The sequence below is a fragment of the Paracoccus yibinensis genome (assembly GCF_030846195.1).
Classification (GTDB): domain Bacteria; phylum Pseudomonadota; class Alphaproteobacteria; order Rhodobacterales; family Rhodobacteraceae; genus Paracoccus; species Paracoccus yibinensis.
Genome location: NZ_JAVCWH010000008.1, coordinates 1 through 26,845, shown reverse-complemented (window position 1 = coordinate 26,845; position 26,845 = coordinate 1). Strand labels below are relative to the sequence as shown.

The window sequence follows — 26,845 nt, the reverse complement described above, 5'->3', positions numbered from 1 at the left end:
ATGCCAAGAGGGTCTGATGCTGATGTTCACGCGCACCGACCTTTCCGACCTGTTCCGCAGCCTGGCCGCGCGCATGGCGGCGGAACAGGACAGGCTGGCCGAACTGGACGGCGAGATCGGCGATGCCGACCACGGCGTCGCCATGGCCGAGGGCTTTGCCGCCGCCTCGCGCGCCCTGATCGAGGGCGAGGCCGATGGCCAGACCCTGGCGGATGGGCTGAGCCTTGCGGCGACAACGCTTCTGAACGCGGTGGGGGCGACCACGGGGCCGCTTTACGCCAGTGCTCTTCTGCGTGCCGCGCAAGCTTTCGGGCCGCATCAGGCGGTGCCCTTCGCCCGGCTTGCCGACCTGATTCCCGCCATGGCAGGCGGCATCATCGATCGTGGCCGGGGCAAGCCGGGCGACAAGACGATGGTGGATGCCTGGCTGCCCGCCGTCCACGCGGTCCAGGACGGGCAAAGGCGCGGCGGAGACACGGCCGCGATCCTGCGCGCTGCGGCCCTTGCCGCAGCCGAGGGGGCCGAGGCCACCCGCGCCATGATGGCCGCCCGGGGACGCGCCGCCCGGCTGGGTCCGCGCAGCATCGGCCACCTGGATCCAGGGGCGGCCTCGGCGGCGGCTTTGCTGGACAGTCTGGCCGGCTGGGCTGAAACAACCGTTGGAAGGAGGGGCTGATGGCGCAGAACCAGGCTCAGCGGACCCCGCCCCCCTTGATCCCCCTGCGGTTCGGCGAAGACGCGCTGCTTTGGGCGGCCTGGCTTTACTATGTGGACGGGCTGACCCAGAACGAGATCGCGGCACAGATGGGCATATCCCGCGCGTCGGTGAACGCCTATCTGGCCGATGCGCGGACCCGCAACATCGTCTCGATCGAGATCGACCCCGACCGTTATCGCGCGCTGAGCATCGCCCAGGCCCTGCGCGACCATTTCGGACTTCAGGATTGCCTGGTGATCCCGTCCGGGGCGGGCGAGCGGCCCTTGATCGATCGGCTGGGTGCGGCGGGCGCGCAGGCGCTGTCGCGCCTGGCCCAGTCGGGCGACACCATCGCCGTGACCTGGGGGCGCAGCGTTTTGGCCCTGGCCCAGCAGCTTGACCGCAGCGGGTTGCAGGATCTGCGCGTGGTCCAGGCCACCGGCGGCACCACCGCCAAGATCCCCTGGACCCCCGAGGCCTGCGCGACCCGCCTGGCCGAGGCGCTTGGCGCGCGCTGCATCCCCATCTCGGCCCCGGCGATCGTGTCCGCCCCCGAGATGCGCGGCCTTTTGCTGTCGGAAGCCGTGGTGGCCGAGCAGATGCAGGTGCTGGCCCAGGCCAACCGGATCGTGCTGGGCATTTCTTCGCTGCGGCCTGAAAGCACGATCCACACCAGCGGCTTCTTTGACGACGTGGCGATGCATTCGCATTACCACGCGGCGGTGGGCAGCATCGCCGGGCGCCTGATCTCGGCCCGAGGAGAGCCGGTGGACGGGCCGCTCGACGGCCGGACCATCGGGATCGAGCTGTCGCATCTGAAGGCCATTCCCTGTCGGATCGGCGTTGCGGGCGGCATGGACAAGGTGCAGGCGATCCTGGCCGCGCTGCGGGGCGGTTACGTCAATGTCATGGTGACGGATGCCGACACGGCGCGCGCGATCCTGGCATCCGAAGGCTATGACGAGGTGCCGGGCAGCCGGCGCGAGGGAGAGCGGCCGCCCCTGCCGGAACGAACGGGCGTCAAGAAATTCCTGAACCGTCCGCAAGACGCCGTCAACGAAACCGTTGCGGGGGCCTTGCTGGCGCATGAAGGCGTGCTTGCCGCCGTCGAGGGCGCGCCCCGGGCGCTGCGGGCCGTCCGCGGGCCACGGCCGGGCAAGGTGGGGCTGGTGATCGGCGGCGGCGCGGGGCATGAGCCGGGCTTCTTCGGCTATGTCGGCGAGGGTCTGGCCGATGCGGTCGCCATCGGCAACGTCTTTGCCGCGCCGCCGCCGGACCCGATACTTGCCGCCACGCTGGCGGCGGACGGGGGTGCGGGGGTGCTGCACATCTTCGGCAACTTCTCGGGCGATCTTCTGAACTTCGAGATGGCCGCCGAGATGGCGGCGGCAAGGGGCGTTCCGGTGCGTGCGGTGGTGACGACCGACGACATCGCCTCGGCCCCCGCCGATACGCGGGCGGCGCGGCGCGGCGTTGCGGGCAACGTCTTCGTCTTCAAGGTGGCGGGCGCTGCCTGCGACCGGATGATGCCGCTGGACGCCTGCGCGGACATTGCCCGGCGGGCCAGCCAGCGATGCTATTCGATGGGCATCGCCCTGGAACCGGGCGCGCTTCTGGATTCGCGCAGGCCCAGCTTCCAGCTTGGTCCGGGCGACATGGAGATCGGCGTCGGCGTACATGGGGAACGCGGCATCGCCCGCGTCCGGCTTGCCTCGGCCGATGCGGCGGCCGACCTGATCCTGGACCGCATCCTGGATGAGATGCAGCCAGCCGAGGGCGACCGCGTGGCGCTTCTGGTCAATTCGCTGGGCAGCACCCCGCAGATGGAACTGTATATCCTGAACCGCCGCGTTCGGCAGCGGCTGCGCGCGCGCGGGGTCGAGGTGCATCGCACGCTGATCGGCCATTACTATACCTCGCTGGACATGGCCGGGGTGTCGATCACCGCGCTGCATCTGGACGACGAGCTGGTCTCGCTGCTGGACCATCCCTGCCGGTCCCCGGCCTGGACCCAGTGCTAGGGCCGCGGACCGCGCCCGTCAGGCCAGCCGTTCCAGCAGGTCGCCTGCCACGTCCAGCCGATCCTCGGGGCCGGGGTGGCGCAGCGTCAGGCGCCGGTCCTCGACCGCGAGTCCTTCCAGGCCGGACGCCAGCGGTGCGCGGTCATCCATGCTGACCCCCTCGCGGAAACACAGGGAAACCCCTTCGGGACCAAGGCTCAGCGTTTCGACCCCCAGCACCGCTCCAAGCGCACGCAAGCCTGCCGCGCGCAGCAGCGTCTCCACCGGCTGGGGCGGGGGGCCAAAGCGATCCGCGATCTCCTCGGCCAGGCGCGCCACCTCGTCCGCGCCCGAGGCGCGGGCGATCCGGTGATACAGGTCAAGGCGGTTTTCCGGCTCGGGGACATAATCGGCGGGGATATGGCCGGGTTCGCCCGGCACCTGCGGGGGCGGTGGAACCTCTGCCTCTCCCTTGGCGCGGCGCAGGGCTTGTGCCAGCATCTGCTGGTAAAGGCCAAGCCCCACTCGCTGCACATGGCCCGCCTGCCGGTCTCCCAGCAGATCGCCCGCGCCGCGCCGGTCGAGGTCTGCGGCGCTGATGGCCATGCCCGCACCCAGCCGGTCCATCGCCTGCAGCGTTCCCAGCCGCTTTTGCGCATCTTCGGACAGGTCCTCGCCTTCACTCGTCAGAAGATGGCAATAGGCTTGGACCGGGCCGCGCCCGACGCGCCCGCGCAACTGGTGCAACTGCGCCAGGCCGAACAGCGCGGGGCGAAGGATCACCATGGTATTCGCGCGCGCCACGTCCAGGCCGCTTTCGATGATCGCCGTGGCCAGCAGGACATCGCCGTCGCCCCCGGCAAAGCCCACCATCACCTCGTCGATCTCGCGCGCGGAAAGGCTGCCATGGGCCACGCGCAGCCGCAGGCCGGGAAGCAGGCGTTCCAGGCGTTCCGCAATGGGCGCAATATCCTCGACCCGGGGCACGACGACGAAGCTTTGCCCGCCGCGCCGGTGTTCGCGCAGCAAGGCCTGGCGCAGCGTCGTGTCGCCGTCATCGGCAAGCAGGGTGCGGATCGGGCGGCGGCGGGCCGGGGGCGTGTGAAGAACGCTGAGATCCTGGAGGCCCACCATGGCCGTCTGCAGGGTGCGGGGGATCGGTGTCGCGCTCATCGACAGGACATGCAGGCCCTGTCCCAGTTCGCGCAGCCTTTCCTTGTGGGCCGCGCCAAATCGCTGTTCCTCGTCGATCACCAGCAGGCCAAGATCGGCGAAGCTGACGTTCTTGCCCAGCAGCGCATGGGTTCCGACCACGATGCGGACGGACCCGTCGGCAAGCCCCGCGCGCAGGGCGGCGGCGGGTTTTCCGGTGACCAGACGCGACAGGTGGCCGACGGTGATCCCGAAGGGGGCGAAGCGGCGGCGGAAGGTGTCGTAATGCTGCCGTGCAAGGACCGTGGTGGGGGCGCAGACGGCAACCTGTCGCCCGCTCAGCGCCGCCGCCGCTGCGGCGCGCAGGGCGATCTCGGTCTTGCCGAAGCCCACGTCGCCGATCACCAGCCGGTCCATCGGCCGACCCGAGGCCATGTCGGACAGAACCGCACGCACTGCCGCCGCCTGGTCCGGGGTGGGCTGGAAGGGAAAGCGGGCGATGAACCGTTCATAGTCGCGCGCGGGGGGCACCAGTTCCGGCGCCTTTGCCGCGTCGCGCGCGCGGGCAAGCGCCACAAGATGATCGGCCAGCCTTGCCAGGGCATCGGCCGTGGCCTTGCGGCGCTTGGGCCAGGCCGTCCCGCGCAGCCGGTCCGGCGTCACCCCCGCCTCGGCCGTGCCATAGCGCCAGATCCGGCCCGCGTCATGGGTCGGCACCATCAGCCGCTCGTCGCGGGCGAAGGTCAGGCGGATGGCCTCGCTGCCCGGATTGTCCGGGTCCAGGGGTTCCAGCCCCTCCAGCCGCGCAAGGCCGTGGTCCTCGTGGACGACGATGTCGCCCAGATCCAGGCCCGTCGAAGGCAGAACCTGCAGGGCGGTCATCCGGCCGCCCGACCAGGCGCGGCTGCCCAGCAGATCCTGGGCGGTGATGACCGCCACGTCTTCCGCCACAGCCCCTTCCGCCAGATCGGCCAGAAGACCCGCCCGGTCATGGCTCTGGGCCTCGGCCCAGCTTGCCACGGGCGCAGGGGGCTGTCCGCCCGCCTGCGTCGCCATGCGTGCGATGCGGGCCTGTTCCCGATCCGAGCCTGCGACAAAGACCACCCGGCGTCCCGCCACCGCGTCGCTGTCCAGGAACTGCGCCAGCCGGGTTCGCGGACGGGCGGCGGCGGCAAAGGCAGGAACGGGGGACCAGTCCCCCGGCGACGGCGCCTCGATCCGGGATGCCAGCTCCGCCCATTCCGACGGTCCCAGATACAGCGCATCGACCGGCAGGGGATGGGCGCCATCGGCCTCGGCGCGCGCTTCCTCCAGCCGCGCAAGCCGCCGTTCCGCCAGGGCCAGGGTTGCGGGCAGCGCCAGGATGCGCGCATCCGGCAGGTGGTCGGGCAGGGTCGAGAGGGTCGGCCAGGCCTTGGGCAGGCGATGTTCTGCCCCGCGCGCCCACGGCTCATCGGCGGGGGGCAGTTCCGTCACCGGCACGATGTCCAGCCGGTCGATCTCGGCTGTGGACCGCTGTGTCACGGGATCGAAGCAGCGCAGCGCCGTCACGATCCCGTCCGACAGCTCGATCCGGCAGGGAAGGGCGTCGCCGGCGGCGAAGACCTCGATCGTGCTGCCGCGCAGGGCAATCTCGCCCGGTTCGTCGATGCGATCATCGGTGACATATCCGGCGCCCCGGGCAAAGGCCTCCAGGGCGACCGTTTCCAGGCGATCGCCCGGCCGGACGGAAAAGCTGCGCAGGGCCTCGGGGGGCGGAAGGCGTTGCAGCAGGACGGACAGGGGGGCCACCACGATGTCGCCCGGCTGCGGATCCCGCAGCCGATGCAGGACGGTCATGCGGCGGCCCATGGCATCGGGGGTGGGCGACGCGCCGTCGAAGGGCAGACAATCCCACGGCGGCAGGAACAGCACCCGGCGGTCCGGCAGCGCACCCGCCAGGAAGGCGGCCAGAGCCTCGGCCGCTCTTTCGTCCCGGGCCACATGCAGGATGCGGTCCGCGGGTCCAATCGCGCGCAGAAGGGTCAGCGCCTCGACGCAGGGGGGAAGGGGGTCGGACATCTGCACCTCTGATCATAACTTCGGTCAGGGGATCTGCCCGCGTCGTCTGCCTCAATCCGTCTGCCATGGCGCAGGTTCCGCTTCACGCGGGGGCATGTCGTGCCGACTGCTGCCGTGGTCCCGCAACCCGGTTGCAGGGCAAGGTGGCTGTGGCGCGGCTTGATTATCATAAAAGTATGATCTTAAATCATTGAACCTTGCCCCTTATCGGCATGGAGATATGTCGGAGAGGGGGCGTTCGAATGCAAACGGGAGGGCAGATGGAAGCGGGCGACAGGATCGCGGTGATCGGCGGCGGGCTGATCGGGACCAGCTGGGCGGCGCTGTTCCTGGCCTGGGGACATGACGTCACCCTGTTCGAGCCGGATGAGGCGTCGCGCCGGGCAATCCCCCAGGCGGTCGCGGGGCCGATCGGCCAGATCGCGGAACTGGCGTCCGGTCTTCCTGCGCCGGGGCGATTGCATCTTGCGGCCAGCCTTGACGAAGCGGTCCGGGACGCTGCCTGGGTCCAGGAAAACGTCCCCGAGAAGGTTCCCCTGAAGCGGGCGATCTATGCCGCGATCGAGGCCGCGGCGCCAGGAGGCATCACCATCGCCTCCAGCACATCGTCGCTGGTCTGGTCCGAGTTGTCGGCAGAGATGGCCGACCCGTCGCGGCTGATCACCGCCCATCCCTTCAATCCGCCCCACCTGATGCCCCTGGTCGAACTTTACGGTCCTGATGCGGGGCGCGTCCAGGCGGCCGCTGCCTTCTATCGCAGCCTGGACCGCCACCCGGTCTTTCTTCGGCGCGAGGCCGTGGGCCATATCGCCAACCGCCTGTCCTCGGCCCTGTGGCGAGAGGCGGTGAACATGGTCGCCGAAGGCATCGCCGACGTGGACCAGATCGACGCGGCCCTTGTCCATGGTCCCGGCCTGCGGTGGTCGGTGGTGGGGGCGCACATGGCCTATCACCTGGGCGGCGGGGCAGGGGGCATCGGACATTACCTGTCCCATCTTGGTCCCAGCCAGGAAAGACGCTGGCAGGATCTGGGGCAGCCTCGCCTTGACGCGGCAAACTGCGCCAGGCTGGTCGAAGGCATCGCGGCCGAGGCCGGGGGCCGCGACATCGCCACGCTGGAAGCCCTGCGCGACGCGGGTCTGATTGCAGTCCAGCGGGCCTTGAAGGACAAACGGCCCTGACCCGCCAGTGCCTTCATCGAAGAAACAGGGGGATGGCTTGCCGGAACAGCCTGCAGTCCCGGACCAAAGCAAGGTGACGCCGACATGACCAGGACCAATTCTCCGACACCCCTTTACCACCGGGTCTATGCGGTGATGAGAGAGCGGATCGTAAACGGCTATTACCCCGACGACGTGCCCGTTCCCAGCGAGGCGGAACTGTCGGACAGCTTCGGCGTCAGCCGCATCACCATCCGCAAGGCGATGGAGATGTTGTCGGCAGAAGGGCTGATCACACGGATGCGCGGGCGCGGCACCTTTGTCACCGACCGGGCGCAGAAATCGGCCTTGAACCGGGCGGTGGTGTCGAACATCAACGGTTTGTTCAGCTATCTCAATACCGTGGGCCAAAGCACGCGGCTGAAGGTCGTCAGCCTGGACCGAGGCGAGGCGCCGCCGCGGATCTGCGCGCAGATGGGGATCGCCCCCACGACCGAACTGGTCCGGTCGGTCCGGGTTCGCGACCTGGACAAGCGGCCCTATTCGCTGTCGATGGCCTATCTGCTGCCCGATGTGGGCGCGGGCCTGACGCGCGAGGATCTGGCAACGACCAACATGATCGACCTGGTGCAGCGCGAAGGCGCCGTGGTCGAACAGGTCGAACAGGTGCTGACCGCGACACTGGCCGACGAATACGCGGCCGAGCTTTTGCACGTGCCCATCGGCGCGCCGCTGATGCGGGTCAACCGCTTTTTCTTCAACGACCGGATGGTGCCGTTCTATGCCGCCGAGATCCTGTACTGCGCCGACCGCTATGAATACCGCGTCTCGCTGAAGCGCGAACAGGGCAAGGATTTCCTTTTGGACGGTTCTCAGCCGAGCTGAGGCGCCAACTCTCGGCGCAGAACATTTCCAAGCTGCTGCGCAAGATCGGGGCCGGCGTCGTCCAGCAAGTGGCACGCCTGGTGGAACGGATCGTCGTCGCCCCAGGCCGCCCGCATCAGCCCCGCGGCCTTGGCCCACACCTCGGATCGGGACAGCGGGCGGGAACTGTCTCCCTTGGGGGCCATGACCTCGGCCTGCACCTGGCTGCCGTCAGTCAGGTCAAGCGTAACGCGGGCCGGCCGGTTCTCGGGATAAAGCGCGTCCAGCCGGGGATCGGCGGCCAGCCGGACGCGCCCCGCCATGGCCTGCACATCCGGGCGGCCAAGGCGGTCAGGTGAAAAGCCGTCATGGCGCAGCGGTCCCAGGCACAAGGACAGCGCCGCCGCGTGGCGAAAGCTGAACCGCGCCGCAAGATCGGTCCGGGGGTCGGGGGAATCGTATTGCAGCGCCGTGGAATACACGTGGACCGTGACGGCCGAGATGCGGTCAGGGTGGATCTCTCCGGGCCTGTCCCGCAACGCCTCGAGGCAGTCGAGCATCGGGCCAAGATGCGCGCAGACCGGATGCCATTTCAGATAGGCCGCCAGGATCTCGGACCGCGACCAGCACCCGTCCGGGCTGATGCCTTGCGTCAGCAGCGCAGGGTCGAAGCCTTCCCCGGCGCGCGGGCCGAAGAAGCGTTCCAAGGTGACGGGGGACGGCGACAGACCGGCAAGGGCTGCGCGCGCGGCGGTGATGCCGTTCTGCGCGCCGAGGCCGACGAACAGATGATGCACCCCCGCGCCCTCCATGCAGGTGTCGCGAAAAGGAAACAGCGCCACGGTGGCGGCATTGCCGATGGCGGCTTCGATCAGCAGGGCGCGTGCGGGATGTTCAAGGCCTCGTCCCAGAAGAAAGGCGGCGGCAACAGCCGCGCCGATGCAGCCGAAGGTGCCCGTGTCGTGCAGCAGCGGCTGCATCCCGCCAAGCGCCGTGCCGATGCGGGCCGAAACCTCGTAACCTGCCACGACGGCATTCAGGAAATCGCCGGTCGGGGCACCCGTTTCCTCGGCAAGGGCAAGGGCTTTGGGCAGGACATGGCTCATCGGGTGGCCCCGGGCGCGGCGGTGGCCGTCCTGAAGCTGCAAGACCGTCATCGCCATGCCGTTGACCAGTGCCGCTGTTCCTGCCGACGCACCCCGCACGAAGCCCATGACGGAGGCCGGCCCTGCGCCGCCTGCTTCCGTCATGACGCTCCGGGCCGCGCTGACCGAGGGATGTGCCGACCCCGCCGCCATGACGGCAAGGGTGTCGAGGATGAAGTCGCGCCAGACTGCCTGCTCCTCGACAGGCAGGGCGCCGAAGTCGCTGCGGGCGGCAGCAAGCGACAGGATGCGCGCGGCCTCTGCCATTTTAGCCCTTGGCCTGCGCTTCCGCCTGGGCGCCCGCCTTCATCATGGTCCGCAGCATGTCCAGGCGCGGCTCGACCGGCGCGGGATAGGCGGCGCGGCCGTGGCGCAGGCCAAGCGCGAGGAAGGTCTCGACCAGCTTGTAGGTCAGGGGACCGGGGTTCACGACCGGGACGGGCAGGTTCACGGCCAGGTATTCGCCCGCCTGGTGCATCGTGGTCGAGCCGAGGCAGATCACCTCGGCCCCGTCCTCATGGATGCAGCGCATGGCCACGTCGCGCATTCGGGGGAAAACCTGATCCTCTTTCCCGCCCAGCAGGTTCGCGAAATCGGGCGGCTGATCGAAGCTGCGGACGGACGCACATTGACGGTCGAAGCCGTATTCGCGGATTGCCTTGCGATATCGCGGCAGGGCTGGTTCCCATTGCGCCAGGACAGAAAACCGCCCGCCCAAGGTCAGCGCATAGAGCATCGACGCCTTGCCCGCGCCGATCACGGGAATGTCCAGCACAGACCGCAGCATGACCATGCCGCTGTCCGACATGGTATCGATGCAGACCGCGTCGAAGCCTTCGGCTTCGGCGGTGCAGCCCGCCTCGAAGATGGCCATGTCCATCAGTCCCCAGTCGTGGGGTGACATGAAAGAGGTCGGTCCGCAGGTGACAGGGCGATAGGTCAGTTTCCAGCCGGCGGGCAGGGGGACGTAACCCGACTGCGCCTCGCGGTTGCGGACGCCTTCTGCATCAAGCGCGAAGGGGACGATGACAAGGATACGGGTCATGCGCGGTCCTCCAGGAAGGCGGCCCCGGCGGCGCCGATGGCGCGGATCATGTCGTGCTTGGGGGCCAAGGGCGCGGGCCATGTGGCCTTGGAATGGGTCAGCCGCAGGTCAAGCGCGACCGAGGCCAGCTTGTAGGTCAGCGGGCCGGGATTGATGACCGGCACGTCCACGCGGCTTGCCAGCCAGCCATGCGCCTCGTGCATCGTGGTCGATCCCAGGATCAGCACCTGCGCGCCGTCTTCGTCGATGCAGCGGCGCGCGGCATCAAGCAGCAGGGGAAAGACCTGATCCTCTTTCCCGGAAAGCAGCGCCTTGTTGTCGGGCGTGACGCCGATCGACCGCATGGATGCGCATTTGTGCTCCATCCCCAACTCGCCCAGGGTCTTGGTGTAAAGCATTCTCCAGCGGTCCCACATCATCAGGATCGAGAATTTCTCGCCCAGCATCTGCGCGACCAGCATCGAATGCCGTCCCGGCGCGATCACCGGAATGTCCAGCACCGACCGCAGCATCGCCATGCCGCTGTCGGACATGGTGTCGATGCACACCGCGTCATAGCCATCGGCCTGCGCATCCAGTCCCGCGTCGAGGATCGAGAAATCGGCAAGCGCCATGTCGTGCTGGCTGGAATAGTTCTTCGGTCCGACGCGCACCGGGCGATAATGGAACTCGATCCCCGGACCCAGGTCCACGGCGCCCATCTGCGCCTGCCGCCGGGCCAGATCCTCGTCGCCCATTGGGAAGGGAACGATCACCAAGACTTTCTTCATCGTCTTCTCCATTCGCGTCAGCCCCCTGCCGCGATGCGCGCGGCGGTGATGCCGGCCAGGCGCCCGAAGGCCGTGGCCGACAGCAGCCCGTTGCCGGACAGATAGCCATAGTTGGAATCGCCAGACAGGCCGCGTGCCGCGCCGCCCCCTGCCATCAGGTTCGGCAGCGGCGTGCCGTCGGTTCGCAAAACCCGCGCGTCGTGGTCGATGACCAGCCCGCCCTGGGTGTGGAACAGCGCGCCGTTCACCCTGACCGCGCGGAAGGGCGGGGCCAGCATCTGGTCGGGCGCGAAGCTGCGTCCCAGCCGGTCGGGCGTGCCGCTGGCTGCGGCGGCGGAGATCCCGTCGAGTTCCGCCCGCAGCGCCTCCAGCGGCAGGCTGGTCGCTGCGGCCAGATCCTCGACCGTGTCGGCGGACTTCACTGCGCCCAGCTTGCGGATCTCGCGATAGTCGTGGAAATCCAGCGCGGCTTTTTCGCAGCGGGCATCGAAGATGTCCCAGGCGACATGGCCGGGCTGCGCCGCAACCTCGGCCCCGTGTTCGGAATAGCCGCGCATCTCGTTGGAAAAGCGGCGGCCGTTCGTGTTGACCAGGATGCCGCCCTGCGTCACCACCGCCCAAGTCAGCGGCAGCCCGTGCGGATGGGCGACCGATCCGTGGCCCTGATATGCGCCCATGTCGGCCAGCTGCGCGCCCAACTCGGCGCCCCATTTCACCGCATCGCCCGTGTTCGACAGATGCCCGCAGCATTCGGCATCGGCGATGTCCGGGATATGGCGGCGCACCATGTCAGCATCGCCCGCGAAGCCGCAGCAGGCCAGGACCAGGGACTTGCAGCCCAGCGTTTCCATCGCGCCGTCCGGGCGGCGGAAGCGGACGCCGGTGACCCGGCCGGTGCCGTCCACGAACAGATCCTCGACCGATGCCCCGGTCAGCAGGTCGATGCCTGCCCGCGACACCGCCGACAAGAGCGCCTGTTCCAGATCGGCCCCGGTGCGGCTGTCCGGCCCGTGCATCCGCATCCGCGAATGGCCGGGATACAGGAAGCCCGTCACCAGCCGGAAGCCCACGCCATGGCTGTCCATCAGCCAGTCGATCATCGGCCCCGAGGTCCGCGCCGCCAGCAGCGCCATGTCCTGCGGCGCATGGCCGTGCGTCTTGGACAAGATGTCGGCGGCGAACAGGGCGGGGTCGTCGTCAATCCCGGCCTCGCGCTGCAACCGCGTGCCCGCCGCGGGGATCAGTCCGGCGGACAGCGAGGTCGAACCCTGCGGGTTGTCGTCGCGTTCCAGGATCATCACCTCCTGGCCCGCGTCGCGGGCGGCAAGCGCCGCGACCAGGCCGCAGGCGCCCGCGCCGACGACCACGACCGGCACCTCGAAATCGAAATCCACGCCAGCGGCGGACAGAACGGCCATCAGATCTTTCCTTCGTTGGTCAATAATCGGTGCGGCTGTTTTCCGGCGTGCCGTAGCGGGCTTCCAGTTCCTGCACCTCGGCCATGCGGGCGGTGTCGAAGAACTGCTTGAAGCTCATCACATGGGGGGCGACCGAGGCGATGGTTTCCTCGCGCTTCAGCACCTCGAGCGTCTGGCGCGCGGCCTCGCAGGCCGACAGCAGCAGCCAGTTGGGATAGATGATCAGCTTGAAGCCGAGCGCCTCGATTTCGGACCGTGTCAGGAACGGCGTCTTGCCGGATGTCGCCATGTTGTAGAGGAGCGGGATGCCCGGAAAGCGCGGCGCGATGTGCGGCAGGTCGTCGGGCAGGGGGCTTTCGACGAAGATCACGTCGGCGCCCGCCTCGCGATACATCTCGGCCCGGTCGAAGGCGGCGTTGCGGCCGTGCAGCGCCAGGGCGTCGGTGCGGGCGATGACCACGAAGTCGGGATCCACGCGGGCGTCCACGGCGGCCTTGACCTTGGCGACCATGTCTTCCGCGCTGATCAGTTGTTTGCCCGACAGGTGGCCGCAGCGCTTGGGCAGCACCTGATCCTCAAGGTGGACCGCCGCGACCCCGCCGCGTTCGTAAAGCTGGATCGCCCGGCGCACGTTCAGCGGCCCGCCGAAGCCGTTGTCGGCGTCGGCGATCAACGGCAGGTCGGATGCGTCGGCGATGCGGGTGGCGTTGTCCACCATCTCGGTCATGGTCAGCAGGCCCACGTCGGGATAGCCCAGCCGCGTGGCCGAGGTGCCCGCCCCGGTCATGTACATGGCCTCGAAGCCTGCCTCGGCGACAAGGCGGGCATACATGGCGTCCACCACCCCTGGGGCCATGACGGCCCGTTCGCCTGCCAGAGCCTGGCGCAGGCGGCGCGTGCGTGTCAGCGACATTTCTTCGTTCTCCGTTTGCGTCTGTTGTGCCGCCGGGCGGCGCGCGCCCGGCGGGTCGGGCCGTCAGAGACCCAGATAGGCCTGGCGAAGCTGCGGATCGGCCAGCATCCCGGCCGCGTCCCCCTGCATCACCAGATGGCCCTGTTCGATCACATAGGCCCGGCTTGCGACGTTCAGCGACTGCATCACGTTCTGTTCCACCAGCAGCACCGCGCAGCCTTCGTCGTTGATGCGCCCGATCAGGCCGAACATTTCCTCGACCATCAGGGGCGACAGGCCCAGCGAGGGTTCGTCCAGGATCAGCAGCTTGGGTTCGGACATCATGCCGCGCCCGATCGCCAGCATCTGCTGTTCGCCCCCCGACAGCGTGCCCGCCAACTGGTCCAGCCGTTCGCGCAGGCGCGGAAAGATCGTGCAGATGCGGTCGAAGTTCTGCCTGCGGTTGGCGGTGGCGCGGCGGAAGGCGCCGAGTTCCAGGTTTTCCGCGACCGACAGGTTGGGGAAAATCTTGCGCCCTTCGGGGACCTGGGCGACGCCAAGCGCCACGATGTCGCGGGGCTTCAGGCCAGTGATGCGCGTGCCGTCAAAGCGGACCTCGCCCGCCGTGGGGCGGATGAAGCCCGAGATGACGTTGTTCAGCGTGGTCTTGCCCACGCCGTTCGACCCCAGCAGGGCCACGATCTCGCCCGCTTCGACGCGCATGTCGATGCCCTGCAGCACGGCCATGGAGCCATAGCCCGCGCGGATGCCGGAAATCTCAAGCATGGTGTCCCTCCTGCAGGCGGGCGGCGGCGCCATGGCCCAGATAGGCCTCGACCACGCCGGGATCCTGGACCAGTTCCCTGGGCGTGCCATGGGCGATCATCTTGCCGTGGTTCAGCACATAGGCGGTCTCGGCCAGGCTCATCACGGCCTGCATCACATGTTCGATCATCAGGAAGGTATGCCCCTCGTCGCGGATCTGGCGGATGATGCCGACGATTTCCGACACTTCGGACGGGATCAGGCCCGCCATCACCTCGTCCAGCAGCAGAAGCTTTGCGCCGGTCGCAAGCGCGCGGGCCAGTTCCAGCCGCTTGCGCCCCGCGATGGTCAGGGACGAGGCGGGGCGGTCCAGCATCGCGCCCATGCCCAGCCGCTTGCCGATCTGGCGCGCCACGGCCATCGCCTCGGCCCGGTCATGGTGGTGCAGGTATGCGCCGACGGCGATGTTTTCCTGGACCGTCAGGCCCGCGAAGGGCTGCACGATCTGGAAGGTGCGGATCATCCCCATCTCGCAGATGCGGTGCGGAGGCAGGCCGGTGACATCCCGGCCCATGAAGCGCACCGTGCCCTTGTTCGGCTTGGTGAAACCCGCGATCATGGTGAAGCAGGTGGTCTTGCCCGCGCCGTTCGGCCCCAGCAGGCCGACGATGCCGCCTTCCGGCACGTCCAGGGATGCGTTGTCGACCGCCTTCAGGCCGCCGAAGCTTTTGGACAGGTTGCGGACCTCAAGCATTGTCGTTTTCCTTCTTGCGGAAGGTGCCGATGCGCGCGGCAAGCCCCATCAGGCCCTGCGGCAGGAAACGCAGCGCGCAGATCAGGACCACCGCGTAAAGAACGAAGTTCAGTCCCGGCGCGTTGTGCAGCAGGTGCTTGGCACCTTCGCCCAGCAGGTGCAGGCCCAGCGTGCCGATCAGTGGTCCCCAGACGGTGCCCGCGCCGCCGATGATCGGGCCGATCAGCGCCTCGATCGAGACGGCGCTGCCATAGACGACGGCGCTGTCGATGAACAGCCAGACTTGCAGGTAAAGCACCCCCGCCAGACCCGCGAAGGCGCCCGAAATCGCCATGGCCTTGACCTTGATGCGATAGGTGTCGATGCCAAGGGCGCGGGCTGCGTCCTCGTTTTCCCGCACGGCGATCAGATAGGCGCCGAAGCGCGAATATTTCAGCCAGGCGGTCAGGGCCATGACCAGGGCCACGATCACCAGCAGGATCGTATAGACCACGGCGCGGTCGTTGAACTGCAACGTGGACAGCCCCGGTTCCAGCCGCAGTTGCAGGCCGCTGCCCCCACCGGTGATGGCAAAGGACGATGCGCAGATCCGCAGCACCTCGGCGAAGGCCAGCGTGACAAGGGCGAAATACGATCCCTTCAGGCCATAGCGGAAGGCAAGCGCACCGATGAAGGCGCCCATGGCCGCGCCCGCCACGATTCCGGCCCCGAAGGCGATCCAGGCATTGATGCCATACTGCACCTGCAGGATCGCCGAGGCATAGGCCCCGGTCCCGTACATCGCCGCATGGCCGAAGGACGCCATGCCCCCGAAGCCTCCGGTGATGTTCCAGGCAAGCGCCACGACGGCGACGATCAGCGCGTTGATGGTGAAGCCCATCCAGACCGGCGAGGACATGAAGTAGAGGCTGGCCAGATAGATCAGCGCCAGGGCGATCAGGACCGCCTGACCCATGGATTGCGGTTTCATCACGCGGCCCTCCTGCCCAGAAGACCCGATGGCTTGAACAGCAGGATCAGGATGAAGGCGATGAAGATCCCGATCTGGCCCAGGCTTTCGCCCAGGAACAGCCCGCAGAGGGATTCGATCACCCCCAGCAGCAGCCCCGCGATCAGCGCGCCGGGAAGGCTGCCCATGCCGCCCAGGACGACCGTGGTAAAGGCCACGAGGACGAAGGTGTAACCCACCTGCGGCGTGACATAGAAGGTCGGCAGCAACAGGCAGGCGGCAAGCGCCACGCAGGCCGTGCCGATGCCGAAGCAGATGGCATAGGTGTGGTTCACGTCGATGCCCACGATCTCGGCCCCGCGCTTCTCGATGGCGACGGCGCGGATGGCGGACCCGGTGCGGGTGCGGGTCATGAACAGCCACAAGAGGGGCGCGGCGGCAAGGGCGGCGAAGAAGGCGATGACGCGGCCCAGCGGCAGATAGGCGCCCAGGAATTCCACGGTGTTGTAGGCATAGGGAATGTCCACGCTCCGCGTGTTCGACGTCCAGAAGTAAAGCGCCAGGTTGTCGATGATCAGGGCAAGCGCCAGCGTCACCAGCAGGACGTTCTGTTCGGACCCGCTGCTCATGGGGGCGATTAGCCAGCGTTGCAGGGCATAGCCCAGGCAGAAGAACACCGGCAGCAGGATCGGGATCGCCAGATAGGGATCCACGCCCAGGTGGACGAACAGGAAATAGGCCGCATACAGCGCCAGCATCAGCAGGCTGCCATGGGCGAAGTTGATGATGTGCAAAACGCCATAGATCAGGGTCAGGCCAAGCGCCACAAGCGCATAGACGGCCCCCATTGTCAGGCCGCTGAGCACGGCGGGCAGGATCAGACTGGACATGGACACTCGCTTGTCAAGGATCGGCCGGTGGCCCCCGCCGGCAGGCGGGGGCCCTGTCGGATCAGCCTTCCTGCGGGACAGGGAAGACGGGCTCGGCGGTGGCGTATTCCTCGGGGAAGACCAGTTCGATCTTGTCGCCCCGGATCTGGGTGTTCACCGGCTGAGAGTTCACGTTGTCCCCGTTGACGAACTTGGTCGGGCCATACGGCATGATCGAGCCGTCAAAGGTGCTTGCCGCCAGCGTTTCGATCATGGCCTTGCGGTCTGTCGAGGCGCCGCGTTCCAATGCATCGGCGATCACCTGGATCGTGGCATAGGACACCATCACGTCATAGGTCAGGTCCAGACCGGCCTCGGCCACGCTGGCGGCAAGCGCCTGGGATTCAGGCTTGTTGGGATCGTACCAATGGTTGCAGTCCATGACATACTGCGCCACGTCGTTATTTTCGCGAACGAACTTGATGTTGGACGCGGCACCGCCCAGGATCGAGTAGATCGCCATCAGCTCGGCCCGCTGCTGGCGCAGGGCGCGGGCCATCAGGGTGTATTCGTTCAGATAGTTCGACGGGATCAGGATGTTCGCGCCAGACGCCTTCACCCGCAGCGCGATGTTGTTGAAATCGCGGTGCGGGGTGGGGTGGGAAATCGTCTCGACCACCTCGATGCCCTGCTGGGGAAGCTGCTCGGCCATGATCTTGGCCATGTTCGATCCAAAGGGGCCATCCTCATGGACAATGGCGGCGGTCTTGACCGGGTTGCCCGCGGCCGCGTTCAACTGCTTGAGGTTCTCAAGCGCGACGCTGGTGCATTTGTTCACGCCGGGGGTGAAGCGGAAGACGTTGGGCAGCCCGCGTTCCACGATCGTCTCGGCGGTGCCGATGGAGAAGACCTGCGCCAGGTCGTATTTCGCCGCCGCCTGCGACGATGCCAGCCCCAAGGCCGAGGCGCTTGCGCCGGTGAAGGCCACCACGCCAGCCTCGGCCAGCGTATCGACGGCGGACGCGGCGATCTCGGGGCGGCTCTGGGCATCGACCACGACCAGTTCAATCTGCGCGCCGCCCATGCTCTTGATGCCGCCGGCGGCGTTGATCGCGTCGGCCGCGAATTTCGCACCGGCTGCGCATTGCGTGCCGTTGTAGGCCAGGTTGCCGGTCAGCGGCTCCAGCACGCCGATCTTCACGGTCTGCGCCTGCGCCCGCAGGATCGAAGGCATGGACAGCCCGCTGACAAGGGCTGCCGCGCCCGTGGCCTTCAGCAAGCCGCGGCGATTGAGTGTGAATGTCATTGTCGTCTCCCTGCTTGTTATTCGTGTGACTTGGTAAAGGCGTCGGCCGGGCGCGCGGTCAGCGCGCCAGCCAAGGGTTGTGGGCCATCCTGTCGGCCTCGAAGGCCGCGATCCGGTCCAAGTAGGTGAAGGTCATCTCGATCTCGTCCAGGCCCTGCAGAAGGCAGTCGCGAGCGAAGGCGTCGATGGTGATCGCATGGTCGCCCAGACCGCCGGGCAGGATCACCTGCGCGGCTTCCAGGTCCACGGTGACGGTGGCTTGCGGGTCGGCGGCCAGGTGGTCCGCCAAGGCTTCGCAGACAGGCACGGGCAGGCGGACCGGGACGATACCGTTCTTCAGCGCGTTGTTGAAGAAGATGTCGCCGAAGCTGGGCGCCAGCAGCGCGCGGATGCCCGCGTCGGCCAGGGCATAGACCGCGCCCTCGCGGGACGACCCGCAGCCGAAGTTGTCCTCGACCAGCAGGATCCTGGCCTGTTGTGCGCCGGGGCGGTTCAGCGGGAAGGCGGGGTCCAGATTGCCGTCCGCGTCGCGGCGGATGTCGTGGAACAGGAACTTGTCGTAACCCTCGGCCCGGTCGGCCTTGAGGAAGCGGCCCGGGATGATCTGGTCGGTATCGCAGTTGACGCCGGGGACGTAGGCAACGGTCGAGGTTTCGCGGGTGAAGGCTTTCATCGCATTTTCCTTACAGCCGGCGGACATCGGTCAGCCGCCCGGTGATGGCGGCGGCGGCGGCCATGGCTGGGCTGACCAGATGGGTGCGCGCGCCCGGTCCCTGCCGCCCCACGAAGTTCCGGTTCGAGGTCGAGGCGCAGCGTTCGCCCGGCCCCACCACGTCGCCGTTCATCGCCGCGCACATCGAACAGCCCGACTGGCGCCATTCGAAGCCCGCCTCGCGGAAGATGCGGGCCAGGCCCTCGGCCTCGGCCTGTTCGCGGACCTGGGTTGAGCCGGGGACGACGATGGCGGGGACGGCGGCCTTGCGGTCCTTCAGGATGGCGGCGGCGGCGCGCAGATCCTCGATCCGGCTATTGGTGCAGGATCCGATGAAGACCCGGTCGATGGGCAGCCCATCCAGTTCGGTGCCCGGCGCCAGGTCCATGTATTCCAGCGACTTGGCGGCGGCCTTGCGCTTATCCGCGCTGGCAAAGCTGGCGGGATCGGGGATGCGGCCGGTGATCGGGACGGCATCCTCGGGGCTTGTGCCCCAGGTCACCATGGGGGCGATGGCCGCGCCGTCCAGTTCCACCTCGCGGTCGAAGGCCGCTCCGTCGTCGGTCGGCAGCGCCTGCCATTGTGCCATGGCCAGATCCCATTCCTGATCCGTGGGCGCGTAATGGCGTCCGGCGACATAGCGGAAGGTGGTCTCGTCCGGGGCGACCATGCCTAGGCGGGCCGCAGCCTCGATCGACAGGTTGCACATGGTCAGCCGCGCCTCGATCGACATGTCGCGCACCACCTGGCCCGCATATTCGATGGCGTGCCCGCCTGCGCCCGCAGCCCCGATCCGCGCGATCAGCGCCAGCATCACATCCTTGGCGGTGACGCCCTGGCCCAGCCGCCCGTTCACCGTCACCCGCATCGTCTTGGGGCGCATCTGCCACAGGGTCTGGGTGGCCAGCACATGGGCGTTTTCCGACTGCCCGATGCCGAAGGCGATGGCACCTAGCGCGCCTTGCGTCGAGGTGTGGCTGTCCGAGCAGACGATGGTCAGGCCGGGCAGGGTGATGCCCTGTTCGGGCGCGACAACATGGACAATCCCCTGTTCGCGGCTGGCGATGCCGAAATGGCGCAATCCGCCCCATTCCATGTTCTCGTCGAAGGTGCGGATCATCCGGGCGATGGCGGGGCTGGCGGCGTCGTCGGCGCTGCGCCCCAGGGTGGGCACGTAATGGTCGGCGATTCCGAAGATCTGCTGGGGGCGGCGCGGGCGCAGGTTCCGGCGCTTGAGGTCGGCGAAGGCGTGGAAGCTGCCCTCGTGAATCAGGTCGCGGTCGATATACAGAAGCGATTGCCCGGATGGATGGCGCAGGATCTCGTGCGCATCCCAGATCTTGCCGAACAGGGTTCGCGGCGTGGTGTCGGATGCTGGCGTCATGGCGATCCGTTCCTTGTCCATGCAGGCCGTCAGACCTGGCTTTCGGCGGCCGCAGCGATCTGGCCCACCGGGGCAGTCCAGACGCCGTCATGGCCCAGAATATAGTCCAGCACCTCGCGCAGGTATTCGACGCGATAGGGCATCCCCGACACCCAGGAATGCAGCGGCAGGCTCATCACCCGGCCGCCGTAATCCGCGCTTTCGCGATACAGCACGTCGAAGCGGTCCTTGACCTGCTGGACCCATTCGGGTTCGGACTGGAAATATTCGTTGGCGACCACCCGGTCGTCGGTCTCATAGGCCAGCGGCATCGCCAGCAGCGGGCCTCCCTTGGTCAGCATTGGATAGGGCAGGTCGTCGTTCGCCCAGTCCAGATTCCAGCGAATGCCGTTGCGGACCAGCAGTTCGGGCGTGTTGAAGCCCTGCGCGCGGCCGGGCGACAGCCAGCCTTCGACCGGCTGGCCGGTCGCCCCGCGCAAAAGGCGCAGGGTGTCGGCGATGATGGCGTTCTCATCGTCAACGGACAGGCCCGAATGGTGGACCTTGCCCATGTCCAGACCATGGGCCACGACCTCGTGCCCGCCCGCCGCCACGGCGTCCAGCAGCGCGGGATAGCGCGTGGCGATGCAGCCGTTGATGGCAAAGCTGGTGCGAAGTCCCTTTTCCGCCAGCAGCCGCAGGATGCGGAACACGCCGATGCGGTTGCCATAGTCGCGGTTGGTGAAATGGCGGAAGTCGGGATAGGGCATCGACAGCGCGCCAGGTGCCTTGAAGGGCTTAGCGGGCATGTCCAGCGGGAAATGCTGGACATGGGTCACGATCGACAGCGCAATCCGCGCCCCGTTCGGCCAGGCGATCGGCTTGCGCGCGAACATGTCGGACCAGTCGTATCGGTCGTGGTCCATGCCGTAGCGGCGGGCGGGATAGTCCAGGTAATTCTCGGGAAGCGACATCAGCGGTCCCCCTGCGCGTGCTTGGCTGCGGCGGCGGTCATCGCGTCATAGGCGCCGCTGGCGTGGTATGCCTCGGCGATCTCTCGGCCCGTGGCCTGCCAGACGCCGTCGTGGCTGGCGATGTAATCGATGGCCTCGGCAAAGGCGTCGATGCGGTGGGGTTGGCCGACCAGGTAGGGATGCAGCGGGATGCACATGACCATGCCGCTGTCGTCCGATTCCTTGTAAAGCTGGTCGAACTGGCGGCGGATGATTTCGCCGTAATGGCGGGGCGTGACCTTCTGGCTGTTGTAGACGATTACGTCGTTCATCTCGAGCGAGTAGGGCATCGAGATCAGCTTGCCCGACCTGACCTTGACCGGCATCGGCTGGTCGTCGTGGAACATGTCGCAGGTGTATTGGATGCCCGCCTCGGCCAGGATGTCCATGGTCCACAGATTGTTCGACAGCGCGGGCGACAGCCAGCCCGCCAGTTCCTGCCCGGTATGCTTCCTGACCGTATCAAAGGCGTCGCGGATAATCTCGCGTTCCTGGTCCACCGTCATGTTGTAGACATAACGGGTGTTGTAGATGCCGTGGGAAAAGAACTCCCACCCCCGGTCGGCGCAGGCGCGGATGATTTCCGGGTGGTGGTCGCACAGCGCGACGTTCAGCGACACCGACCCGCGAAAGCCCGCCCGGTCCATCGCCGCCATCATCCGCTGCCATCCTGCGCGGTTGCCATAGTCGCGGTGCGAATATTGCAGCACGTCGGGATTGGGGCGGCCCCAGGGGGTGCGGGTCGGGTTGTTCGGCGGATCGTATTCGTAGAACTCGATATTGGGCGCGATCCAGACGGCCAGCTTCTTGCCGCCAGGCCAGGTGATTTTGGGCCGCCCCGGCCAAGGCAGGTAATCGTAAAGCCCCAAGTCCGACTGCATCGGTTCCGCGCCCATTTCAGCGTGCCTCGGGCTGATAGGCGTCATACCAGGCGAGTGCATCGGCCACCGGGATCACGTCGCCATACTTGACCGAAATGTCGTAAAGGTTCGCGAAATGCGGGCTTTCGTGCTTGTCGGCCACGCATTCCTCGGGGACGATGACCCGATAGCCGCGAGAGATCGCGTCCACCACGCAGGCCCGCACGCAGCCCGAGGTGGAACCCCCCGTCAGCACCACCGTGTCGCACCCGTGCCAGACCATTAGCGATTGCAGGTTCGTTTCGTGGAAAGGAGACGCCATGCGCTTGTTGATGATGATATCCTTGACATGGTCGATCTTCAGGCGCGGGTCGAATTCGGCGCGGCGGGACCCCACCTTGATGTTCTGCAGCGAATCCGGCGTATCGGTCCGCGTGCCCCAGACGCCGCAATCCTCGCCAGACTGCATATAGGCGACATAGGTCCAGGTGATCGGCAGGCCCTTGGCGCGGGCCAGGTCGGCCAGCTGGTTCACATAGTCCAGCTGCCTGGGGTCGGTTTCGTAAGCCGTCGCGAACTCTCCGACGCCGGTATAGGCCCGCTGCAGGTCGATGTTGATCAGCATCGGCTTCCTGCCAAAGCCAAAGCGGCGCCGGGTGGGATTGGCCTTGGCATGTTCATAAATCTGCCGGGCCGTTAGCGACGACGTTTCCATTCATGGACCTCCTCTGCTGCGTCTGGGGATCTGGCTTCGGCTAACCCATCGGGTCGCCACCTCCATGCCTGATCCACAGCCGCTTTTCATTTATTGTTATCTCTTTATGCCATTTGTAAAGAAAAAATTCCGCTATGGTTTCAAACGAATGAGTGCTTCGTGCCAGGGTTGATGTCTTGGCCAGCAGGTGCGACAGTCCGTGCGTGAATCGCTGGCCGTCCGCCCAGCGGCAGTCTTTGAGGAGCCGGAAAACGCCCATGCCTCGATCGCCTTGCCCACCCCTGACGGATGCCGAATGGCCCGAATCCCTGGCCGATCTGCGGGGCGGGTTTGCCGGTCAGCTGAACGTCTATCGCACCATGGCGCATCATCCGGCCTTGGTCAGGGCCTGGGCGCCCCTGCGCCAGCATGTCGTCAAGGACAGCGCCCTTGGCCCGGACCGGTCCGAAGTGGTCATCCTGCGCACGGGGCACAGGATGGGATCGGCCTATGAATGGGCGCATCATGTCAGCCGCGCCCGGAAGCTTGGCTTCTCCGACGACCGGATCCGCGCCATCGCCGCCATGCCGGAAGGCGAGGATGGCCTGATCGTCCGCGCAGTCGATGCGCTGTTCGATCAGCACAGGATCCCGCCCGCGCTTGAGGCGGAACTGGCCGCCGCCATCGGGCGGACGGCGGTCTTTGACCTGATCGCAACGGTGGGCTTCTATGTCGTGCTGGGCGGTATCCTGACGACCTATGACACGCCCGTGGACGCGGCCATCGCAGACGAACTGGACCGCGATCCGATCTGATCGCGCATCAGGCGACCTCGGCCGCCAGCCAGTCGCGGAAATGGATCAGCGGGCGCGATTCGGCCCGCGTCCGGGGCCATACCAGGCGATAGGCCCCGCGGCCGGGAACTGCGGGTCGAAGGACGGGCCGCAGGTGGCCTTCGGCGATCTCCTGGCGGGCCAGATAGTCGGGCAGAAGGGCCACCCCCAGGCCTGATATGGCGGCCTGGATCATCATCGAAAACTGGTCCATCACCATCCCGCCGGAAGGAACCGCCTGCGCCCCTTGTCCACGGAACCAGTCGGTCCAGGCATCAGGCCGGGTTTGCAGATAAAGCAGGACCAACCCTGCCATGTCTCCCGGTTCCGTGATCGGGTGGGCTGCAAGGAAGGCCGAACTTGCACAGGCCGTCAGGCTTTCCCCGAACAGAAGCAGGCTGTCGTCGGGGGCGGTTTCGCCCTGGTGATAGATGATCGCGGCATCGAACGGTTCGTCGCTGAAGGATACCGGCTGGAAGCGCGTGGTCAGGTTCACCATGATCCCCGGATGCCGGGTCATGAAGCCGGGCAGGCGCGGGGCCAGCCAGCGGGTGCCAAAGGTCGGCAGCACCGCCAGATTGATGCTGCCGCCTTCGGGATTGGCGATCAGCGACATGCCGCCCCGCTGGATCAGATCCAGCGCGGCCGAGATGTCGGCATGATAGCGCGTGGCCGCTTCGGTCGGGATCAGGCGGCGGCGGCGGCGCGAGAACAGCGGCTGGCCCATCTGTTCCTCCAGCGTCTGGACCAGGCGGCTGACGGTGCTTTGCGTCAGGCCCATCTCTTGCGCCGCCGCGGTCACCGACCCGTGCCGCATGACCCCGTCAAAGGCCAGAAGCAGGCTGAGGTTCGGCAGGTATCGCCTGATCCGCATGATCATTCATCCTATACATGATCTCATGGAAATTTATCATTTTTGATGTGGCTGACAATTGGATACCCTGGGGTCAACAAGTCAGGAGCTTCCGATGTCCACCAAATCCCACAAAGGCGCGGCGTTCGACTGGGCGGACCCGTTCCTTCTGAACGATCAACTGAGCGAAGAAGAACGGATGATCCGCGACAGCGCCGCAGCCTTTGCCGCCGACCGGCTGGCCCCGCGCATCAAGGACGCCTATCTGAACGAGACCACCGACCCCGAGATCTTTCGCGAGATGGGCGCGGCGGGCCTGCTGGGCGTGACGGTGGACGACGCCTATGGCGGTGTGGGGGCGTCCTATGTGGCATACGGCCTGGTCGCGCGAGAGATCGAGCGGATCGACAGCGGCTATCGGTCCATGGCCTCGGTGCAGAGTTCGCTGGTGATGTTCCCGATCGAGGCCTATGGCAGCGAGGAGCAGAAGCAGCGATATCTGCCGAAACTTGCAAGCGGCGAATACATCGGCTGCTTCGGCCTGACCGAACCGGATGCGGGTTCCGACCCGGCGGGCATGAAGACCCGCGCCAGGAAGACCGACGGCGGCTATGTCCTGAATGGCGCGAAGATGTGGATCTCGAACAGCCCCATCGCCGATGTCTTCGTCGTCTGGGCGAAGTCCGACGTGCATGGCGGCAAGGTCCGCGGCTTCGTGCTGGAAAAGGGCATGAAGGGCCTGTCCGCACCCAAGATCGAGGGCAAGCTGTCCTTGCGCGCCTCCGTCACCGGGGAAATCGTGATGGAGGATGTCGAGGTCGGCGAAGACGCGCTGCTGCCCAACATCGAAGGCATGGGCGGCCCCTTCGGCTGCCTCAACCGCGCGCGCTATGGCATTTCCTGGGGTGCGATGGGGGCTGCCGAGGATTGCTGGTTCCGCGCCCGGCAGTACGGGCTTGACCGCCACCAGTTCAACCGCCCTCTGGCCGCGACGCAGCTGTTCCAGAAGAAGCTGGCCGACATGCAGACCGAAATCGCGCTTGGCCTGCAGGCGTCCTTGCGCGTCGGCCGCCTGTTCGACGAGGGCCGCTTTGCGCCCGAGATGATTTCCATCGTCAAGCGCAACAACTGCGGCAAGGCGCTTGATATCGCGCGCATGGCCCGCGACATGCACGGTGGCAACGGCATTTCCAGCGAATACCACGTCATCCGCCACGCGCAGAACCTTGAAACCGTGAACACCTATGAAGGCACGCATGATGTCCACGCGCTGATCCTGGGCCGCGCGCAGACAGGGATCCAGGCCTTTGGCTGAGGCGCCGCTGAAGGGGCTGCGCGTCGTCGAACTGGCGCGGATCCTGGCCGGGCCGTGGATCGGCCAGACCCTGGCCGATCTGGGGGCCGAGGTGATCAAGGTTGAATCGCCCGAAGGCGACGACACCCGCCGCTGGGGCCCGCCCTTCATCGACCGCCCCCGTGCGGACGGCACGACCGAACGGGTGGCCGCCTATTTCCACGCCGCGAACCGGGGCAAGACGTCGGTGGTCTGCGACTTCAACGATGCGGATGACCTGGACCGGCTGCGCGCCCTGATTGACGATGCCGATGTGGTGGTCGAGAATTTTAAGGTCGGGGGCTTGCGCCGCTTCGGGCTGGACTACGGTACGCTGTCAGTGCGCAATCCAAGGCTGGTTTATGCCTCGATAACCGGGTTCGGGCAGGACGGGCCGCGCGCGACGCAGCCGGGATACGACTTCCTGATCCAGGGCATGTCGGGGATCATGGACCTGACCGGGGCGCCTGATGGCGAGCCGCAGAAGGTCGGCGTGGCCTGGATCGACATCTTCACCGGGCTTTACGGCGTGATCGCCGTGCAGGCGGCGCTTGCCGAACGGGAACGGTCCGGGCGCGGGCAGCATCTGGATGTGTCGCTGCTGGATTGCGGGGTGGCGGTGCTGGCGAACCAGGCCACGAACTTCCTGCTGGGCGGAACGGTGCCGCATCGGCTGGGCAACGCGCATCCCAACATCGTGCCCTACCAGCTGTTCCCCGCATCCGACGGCCATCTGATCGTGGCCTGCGGCAACGACCGGCAATTCGCGGCATTGTGCCGTGTGCTGGACCTGTCGGACCTGCCTACGGATCCCGACTTTGCCACCAACCCGGCCCGCGTGGCCCATCGGGACAGGCTGGTGCCGATGCTGTCGGCTGCCACCCTGCGCCGAACCCGCGCCGACCTGATCGCCGCGATGGAAGCCGCGGGGGTGCCTGCAGGCCCGGTCAACGACGTGGCCGAGGCGCTGTCCGAACCGCAGATCGCCGCGCGCGGTCTGCGGGTCGCACCCGAAGGCATCGCGGGGCTGCGCACCCCCATCCGCTTCGGCCGCAGCACGCTGACCCATGACCGCGCCGCGCCGGCCTTGGGGGATGGGCAATGGGCGTTTGCCGAGGATGTCGCGCCATGACGATTGAGACGGTTGGTGTGATCGGTGCGGGCCAGATGGGCAACGGGATCGCGCATGTGTTTGCGCTTGCCGGCTATGACGTGCTGCTGACCGACATCAGCCAGGATGCCATGGACAAGGCCCTGTCGCTGATCGAGCGCAACCTGGAACGCCAGGTCACCCGCGGCAAGATCGACGCCGATGCGAAGAAATCCGCCATGGCCCG

The 26,845-nt window shown here is 67.1% G+C and carries 25 protein-coding genes; 8 read left to right on the top strand and 17 right to left on the bottom strand.

Going from position 1 to position 26,845, the window contains the following annotated elements:
• Nucleotides 1–16 precede the first annotated feature (16 nt).
• Nucleotides 17–676 (top strand): dihydroxyacetone kinase subunit DhaL, encoded by a 660-nt coding sequence (gene dhaL / locus RAH32_RS15510; protein ID WP_306609008.1) that lies wholly within the window; start codon nt 17–19, stop codon nt 674–676.
• Nucleotides 676–2,718 (top strand): bifunctional sugar-binding transcriptional regulator/dihydroxyacetone kinase subunit DhaK, encoded by a 2,043-nt coding sequence (locus RAH32_RS15505; protein ID WP_306609006.1) that lies wholly within the window; start codon nt 676–678, stop codon nt 2,716–2,718. Before dhaL ends, RAH32_RS15505 begins: the two co-directional genes overlap by 1 nt.
• A gap of 18 nt (nt 2,719–2,736) precedes the next feature.
• Here the strand turns inward: RAH32_RS15505 and RAH32_RS15500 are convergent, their stop codons facing one another.
• Nucleotides 2,737–5,910 (bottom strand): DEAD/DEAH box helicase, encoded by a 3,174-nt coding sequence (locus RAH32_RS15500; protein WP_306609004.1) that lies wholly within the window; start codon nt 5,908–5,910, stop codon nt 2,737–2,739.
• Between the two features lie 260 nt (nt 5,911–6,170).
• Between RAH32_RS15500 and RAH32_RS15495 the strand changes: the two genes are divergently transcribed.
• A complete protein-coding gene (locus tag RAH32_RS15495) occupies nt 6,171–7,091 on the top strand; it encodes a 3-hydroxyacyl-CoA dehydrogenase NAD-binding domain-containing protein (protein ID WP_306609002.1) in 921 nt (306 codons plus the stop codon).
• 84 nt (nt 7,092–7,175) lie between these two features.
• A complete protein-coding gene (locus tag RAH32_RS15490) occupies nt 7,176–7,955 on the top strand; it encodes a GntR family transcriptional regulator (protein WP_306609000.1) in 780 nt (259 codons plus the stop codon).
• Here RAH32_RS15490 and RAH32_RS15485 read toward each other — a convergent pair.
• From RAH32_RS15485 to RAH32_RS15415, 15 genes are all read right to left on the bottom strand, one after another.
• Nucleotides 7,943–9,346, bottom strand: a complete 1,404-nt coding sequence (locus tag RAH32_RS15485; protein ID WP_306608998.1) for an MmgE/PrpD family protein — start codon at nt 9,344–9,346, stop codon at nt 7,943–7,945. The genes RAH32_RS15490 and RAH32_RS15485 overlap by 13 nt on opposite strands.
• Nucleotide 9,347: 1 nt before the next feature.
• Complete coding sequence (locus RAH32_RS15480; RefSeq protein WP_306608996.1) at nt 9,348–10,124, bottom strand: aspartate/glutamate racemase family protein; 777 nt, start codon at nt 10,122–10,124, stop codon at nt 9,348–9,350.
• A complete protein-coding gene (locus tag RAH32_RS15475; RefSeq protein WP_306608994.1) occupies nt 10,121–10,894 on the bottom strand; it encodes an aspartate/glutamate racemase family protein in 774 nt (257 codons plus the stop codon). Before RAH32_RS15475 ends, RAH32_RS15480 begins: the two co-directional genes overlap by 4 nt.
• A 17-nt stretch (nt 10,895–10,911) precedes the next feature.
• A complete protein-coding gene (locus RAH32_RS15470) occupies nt 10,912–12,312 on the bottom strand; it encodes an FAD-dependent oxidoreductase (RefSeq protein WP_306608992.1) in 1,401 nt (466 codons plus the stop codon).
• Nucleotides 12,313–12,331: 19 nt separating this feature from the next.
• Nucleotides 12,332–13,225 (bottom strand): isocitrate lyase/PEP mutase family protein, encoded by an 894-nt coding sequence (locus RAH32_RS15465; RefSeq protein ID WP_306608990.1) that lies wholly within the window; start codon nt 13,223–13,225, stop codon nt 12,332–12,334.
• Between the two features lie 63 nt (nt 13,226–13,288).
• Nucleotides 13,289–13,990: an ABC transporter ATP-binding protein gene (locus RAH32_RS15460; protein ID WP_306608988.1), complete on the bottom strand. Its 702-nt coding sequence runs from the start codon at nt 13,988–13,990 to the stop codon at nt 13,289–13,291.
• On the bottom strand, nt 13,983–14,723 hold the full coding sequence (locus tag RAH32_RS15455; RefSeq protein ID WP_306608986.1) for an ABC transporter ATP-binding protein: 741 nt from the start codon (nt 14,721–14,723) through the stop codon (nt 13,983–13,985). The genes RAH32_RS15460 and RAH32_RS15455 overlap by 8 nt, the downstream gene beginning before the upstream one ends.
• Nucleotides 14,716–15,693, bottom strand: a complete 978-nt coding sequence (locus tag RAH32_RS15450; RefSeq protein ID WP_306608984.1) for a branched-chain amino acid ABC transporter permease — start codon at nt 15,691–15,693, stop codon at nt 14,716–14,718. Before RAH32_RS15450 ends, RAH32_RS15455 begins: the two co-directional genes overlap by 8 nt.
• Nucleotides 15,693–16,562, bottom strand: coding sequence for a branched-chain amino acid ABC transporter permease (locus tag RAH32_RS15445; protein WP_306608982.1), 870 nt, complete (start codon nt 16,560–16,562; stop codon nt 15,693–15,695). The genes RAH32_RS15450 and RAH32_RS15445 overlap by 1 nt, the downstream gene beginning before the upstream one ends.
• Nucleotides 16,563–16,623: 61 nt before the next feature.
• Complete coding sequence (locus tag RAH32_RS15440; protein WP_306608980.1) at nt 16,624–17,847, bottom strand: ABC transporter substrate-binding protein; 1,224 nt, start codon at nt 17,845–17,847, stop codon at nt 16,624–16,626.
• Nucleotides 17,848–17,905: 58 nt separating this feature from the next.
• The gene (gene leuD / locus RAH32_RS15435; RefSeq protein WP_306608978.1) at nt 17,906–18,520 is read right to left on the bottom strand and encodes a 3-isopropylmalate dehydratase small subunit; all 615 of its coding nucleotides are present in this window, start codon (nt 18,518–18,520) and stop codon (nt 17,906–17,908) included.
• A gap of 10 nt (nt 18,521–18,530) precedes the next feature.
• Complete coding sequence (gene leuC / locus RAH32_RS15430) at nt 18,531–19,943, bottom strand: 3-isopropylmalate dehydratase large subunit (protein WP_306608976.1); 1,413 nt, start codon at nt 19,941–19,943, stop codon at nt 18,531–18,533.
• A gap of 29 nt (nt 19,944–19,972) precedes the next feature.
• Nucleotides 19,973–20,896, bottom strand: a complete 924-nt coding sequence (locus tag RAH32_RS15425) for a polysaccharide deacetylase family protein (RefSeq protein WP_306608974.1) — start codon at nt 20,894–20,896, stop codon at nt 19,973–19,975.
• Nucleotides 20,896–21,831 (bottom strand): polysaccharide deacetylase family protein, encoded by a 936-nt coding sequence (locus RAH32_RS15420; protein WP_306608972.1) that lies wholly within the window; start codon nt 21,829–21,831, stop codon nt 20,896–20,898. Before RAH32_RS15420 ends, RAH32_RS15425 begins: the two co-directional genes overlap by 1 nt.
• 1 nt (nt 21,832) lies before the next feature.
• Nucleotides 21,833–22,510 carry an isochorismatase family protein gene (locus tag RAH32_RS15415; protein ID WP_306608970.1) on the bottom strand — a complete coding sequence of 226 codons (678 nt, stop codon included), beginning with the start codon at nt 22,508–22,510 and terminating at the stop codon, nt 21,833–21,835.
• A gap of 257 nt (nt 22,511–22,767) precedes the next feature.
• Here RAH32_RS15415 and RAH32_RS15410 point away from each other — a divergent pair, with 257 nt between their 5' ends.
• Nucleotides 22,768–23,304, top strand: coding sequence for a carboxymuconolactone decarboxylase family protein (locus RAH32_RS15410; RefSeq protein ID WP_306608968.1), 537 nt, complete (start codon nt 22,768–22,770; stop codon nt 23,302–23,304).
• A gap of 7 nt (nt 23,305–23,311) precedes the next feature.
• Here the strand turns inward: RAH32_RS15410 and RAH32_RS15405 are convergent, their stop codons facing one another.
• Nucleotides 23,312–24,196 carry a LysR family transcriptional regulator gene (locus tag RAH32_RS15405; RefSeq protein ID WP_306608966.1) on the bottom strand — a complete coding sequence of 295 codons (885 nt, stop codon included), beginning with the start codon at nt 24,194–24,196 and terminating at the stop codon, nt 23,312–23,314.
• A 94-nt stretch (nt 24,197–24,290) separates the two neighbouring features.
• On the opposite strand from RAH32_RS15405, the gene RAH32_RS15400 reads away from it, so the two are divergent.
• The 3 genes from RAH32_RS15400 to RAH32_RS15390 all read left to right on the top strand — a co-directional run.
• A complete protein-coding gene (locus tag RAH32_RS15400) occupies nt 24,291–25,490 on the top strand; it encodes an acyl-CoA dehydrogenase (protein WP_306608964.1) in 1,200 nt (399 codons plus the stop codon).
• Entirely contained in the window at nt 25,483–26,640 is a 1,158-nt protein-coding gene (locus RAH32_RS15395; protein ID WP_306608963.1) for a CaiB/BaiF CoA transferase family protein, read from the top strand. The genes RAH32_RS15400 and RAH32_RS15395 overlap by 8 nt, the downstream gene beginning before the upstream one ends.
• Nucleotides 26,637–26,845, top strand: a 209-nt coding sequence (locus RAH32_RS15390) for a 3-hydroxyacyl-CoA dehydrogenase NAD-binding domain-containing protein (protein ID WP_306608961.1), incomplete at its 3' end; no start/stop codon positions are given. The genes RAH32_RS15395 and RAH32_RS15390, both read left to right, overlap by 4 nt.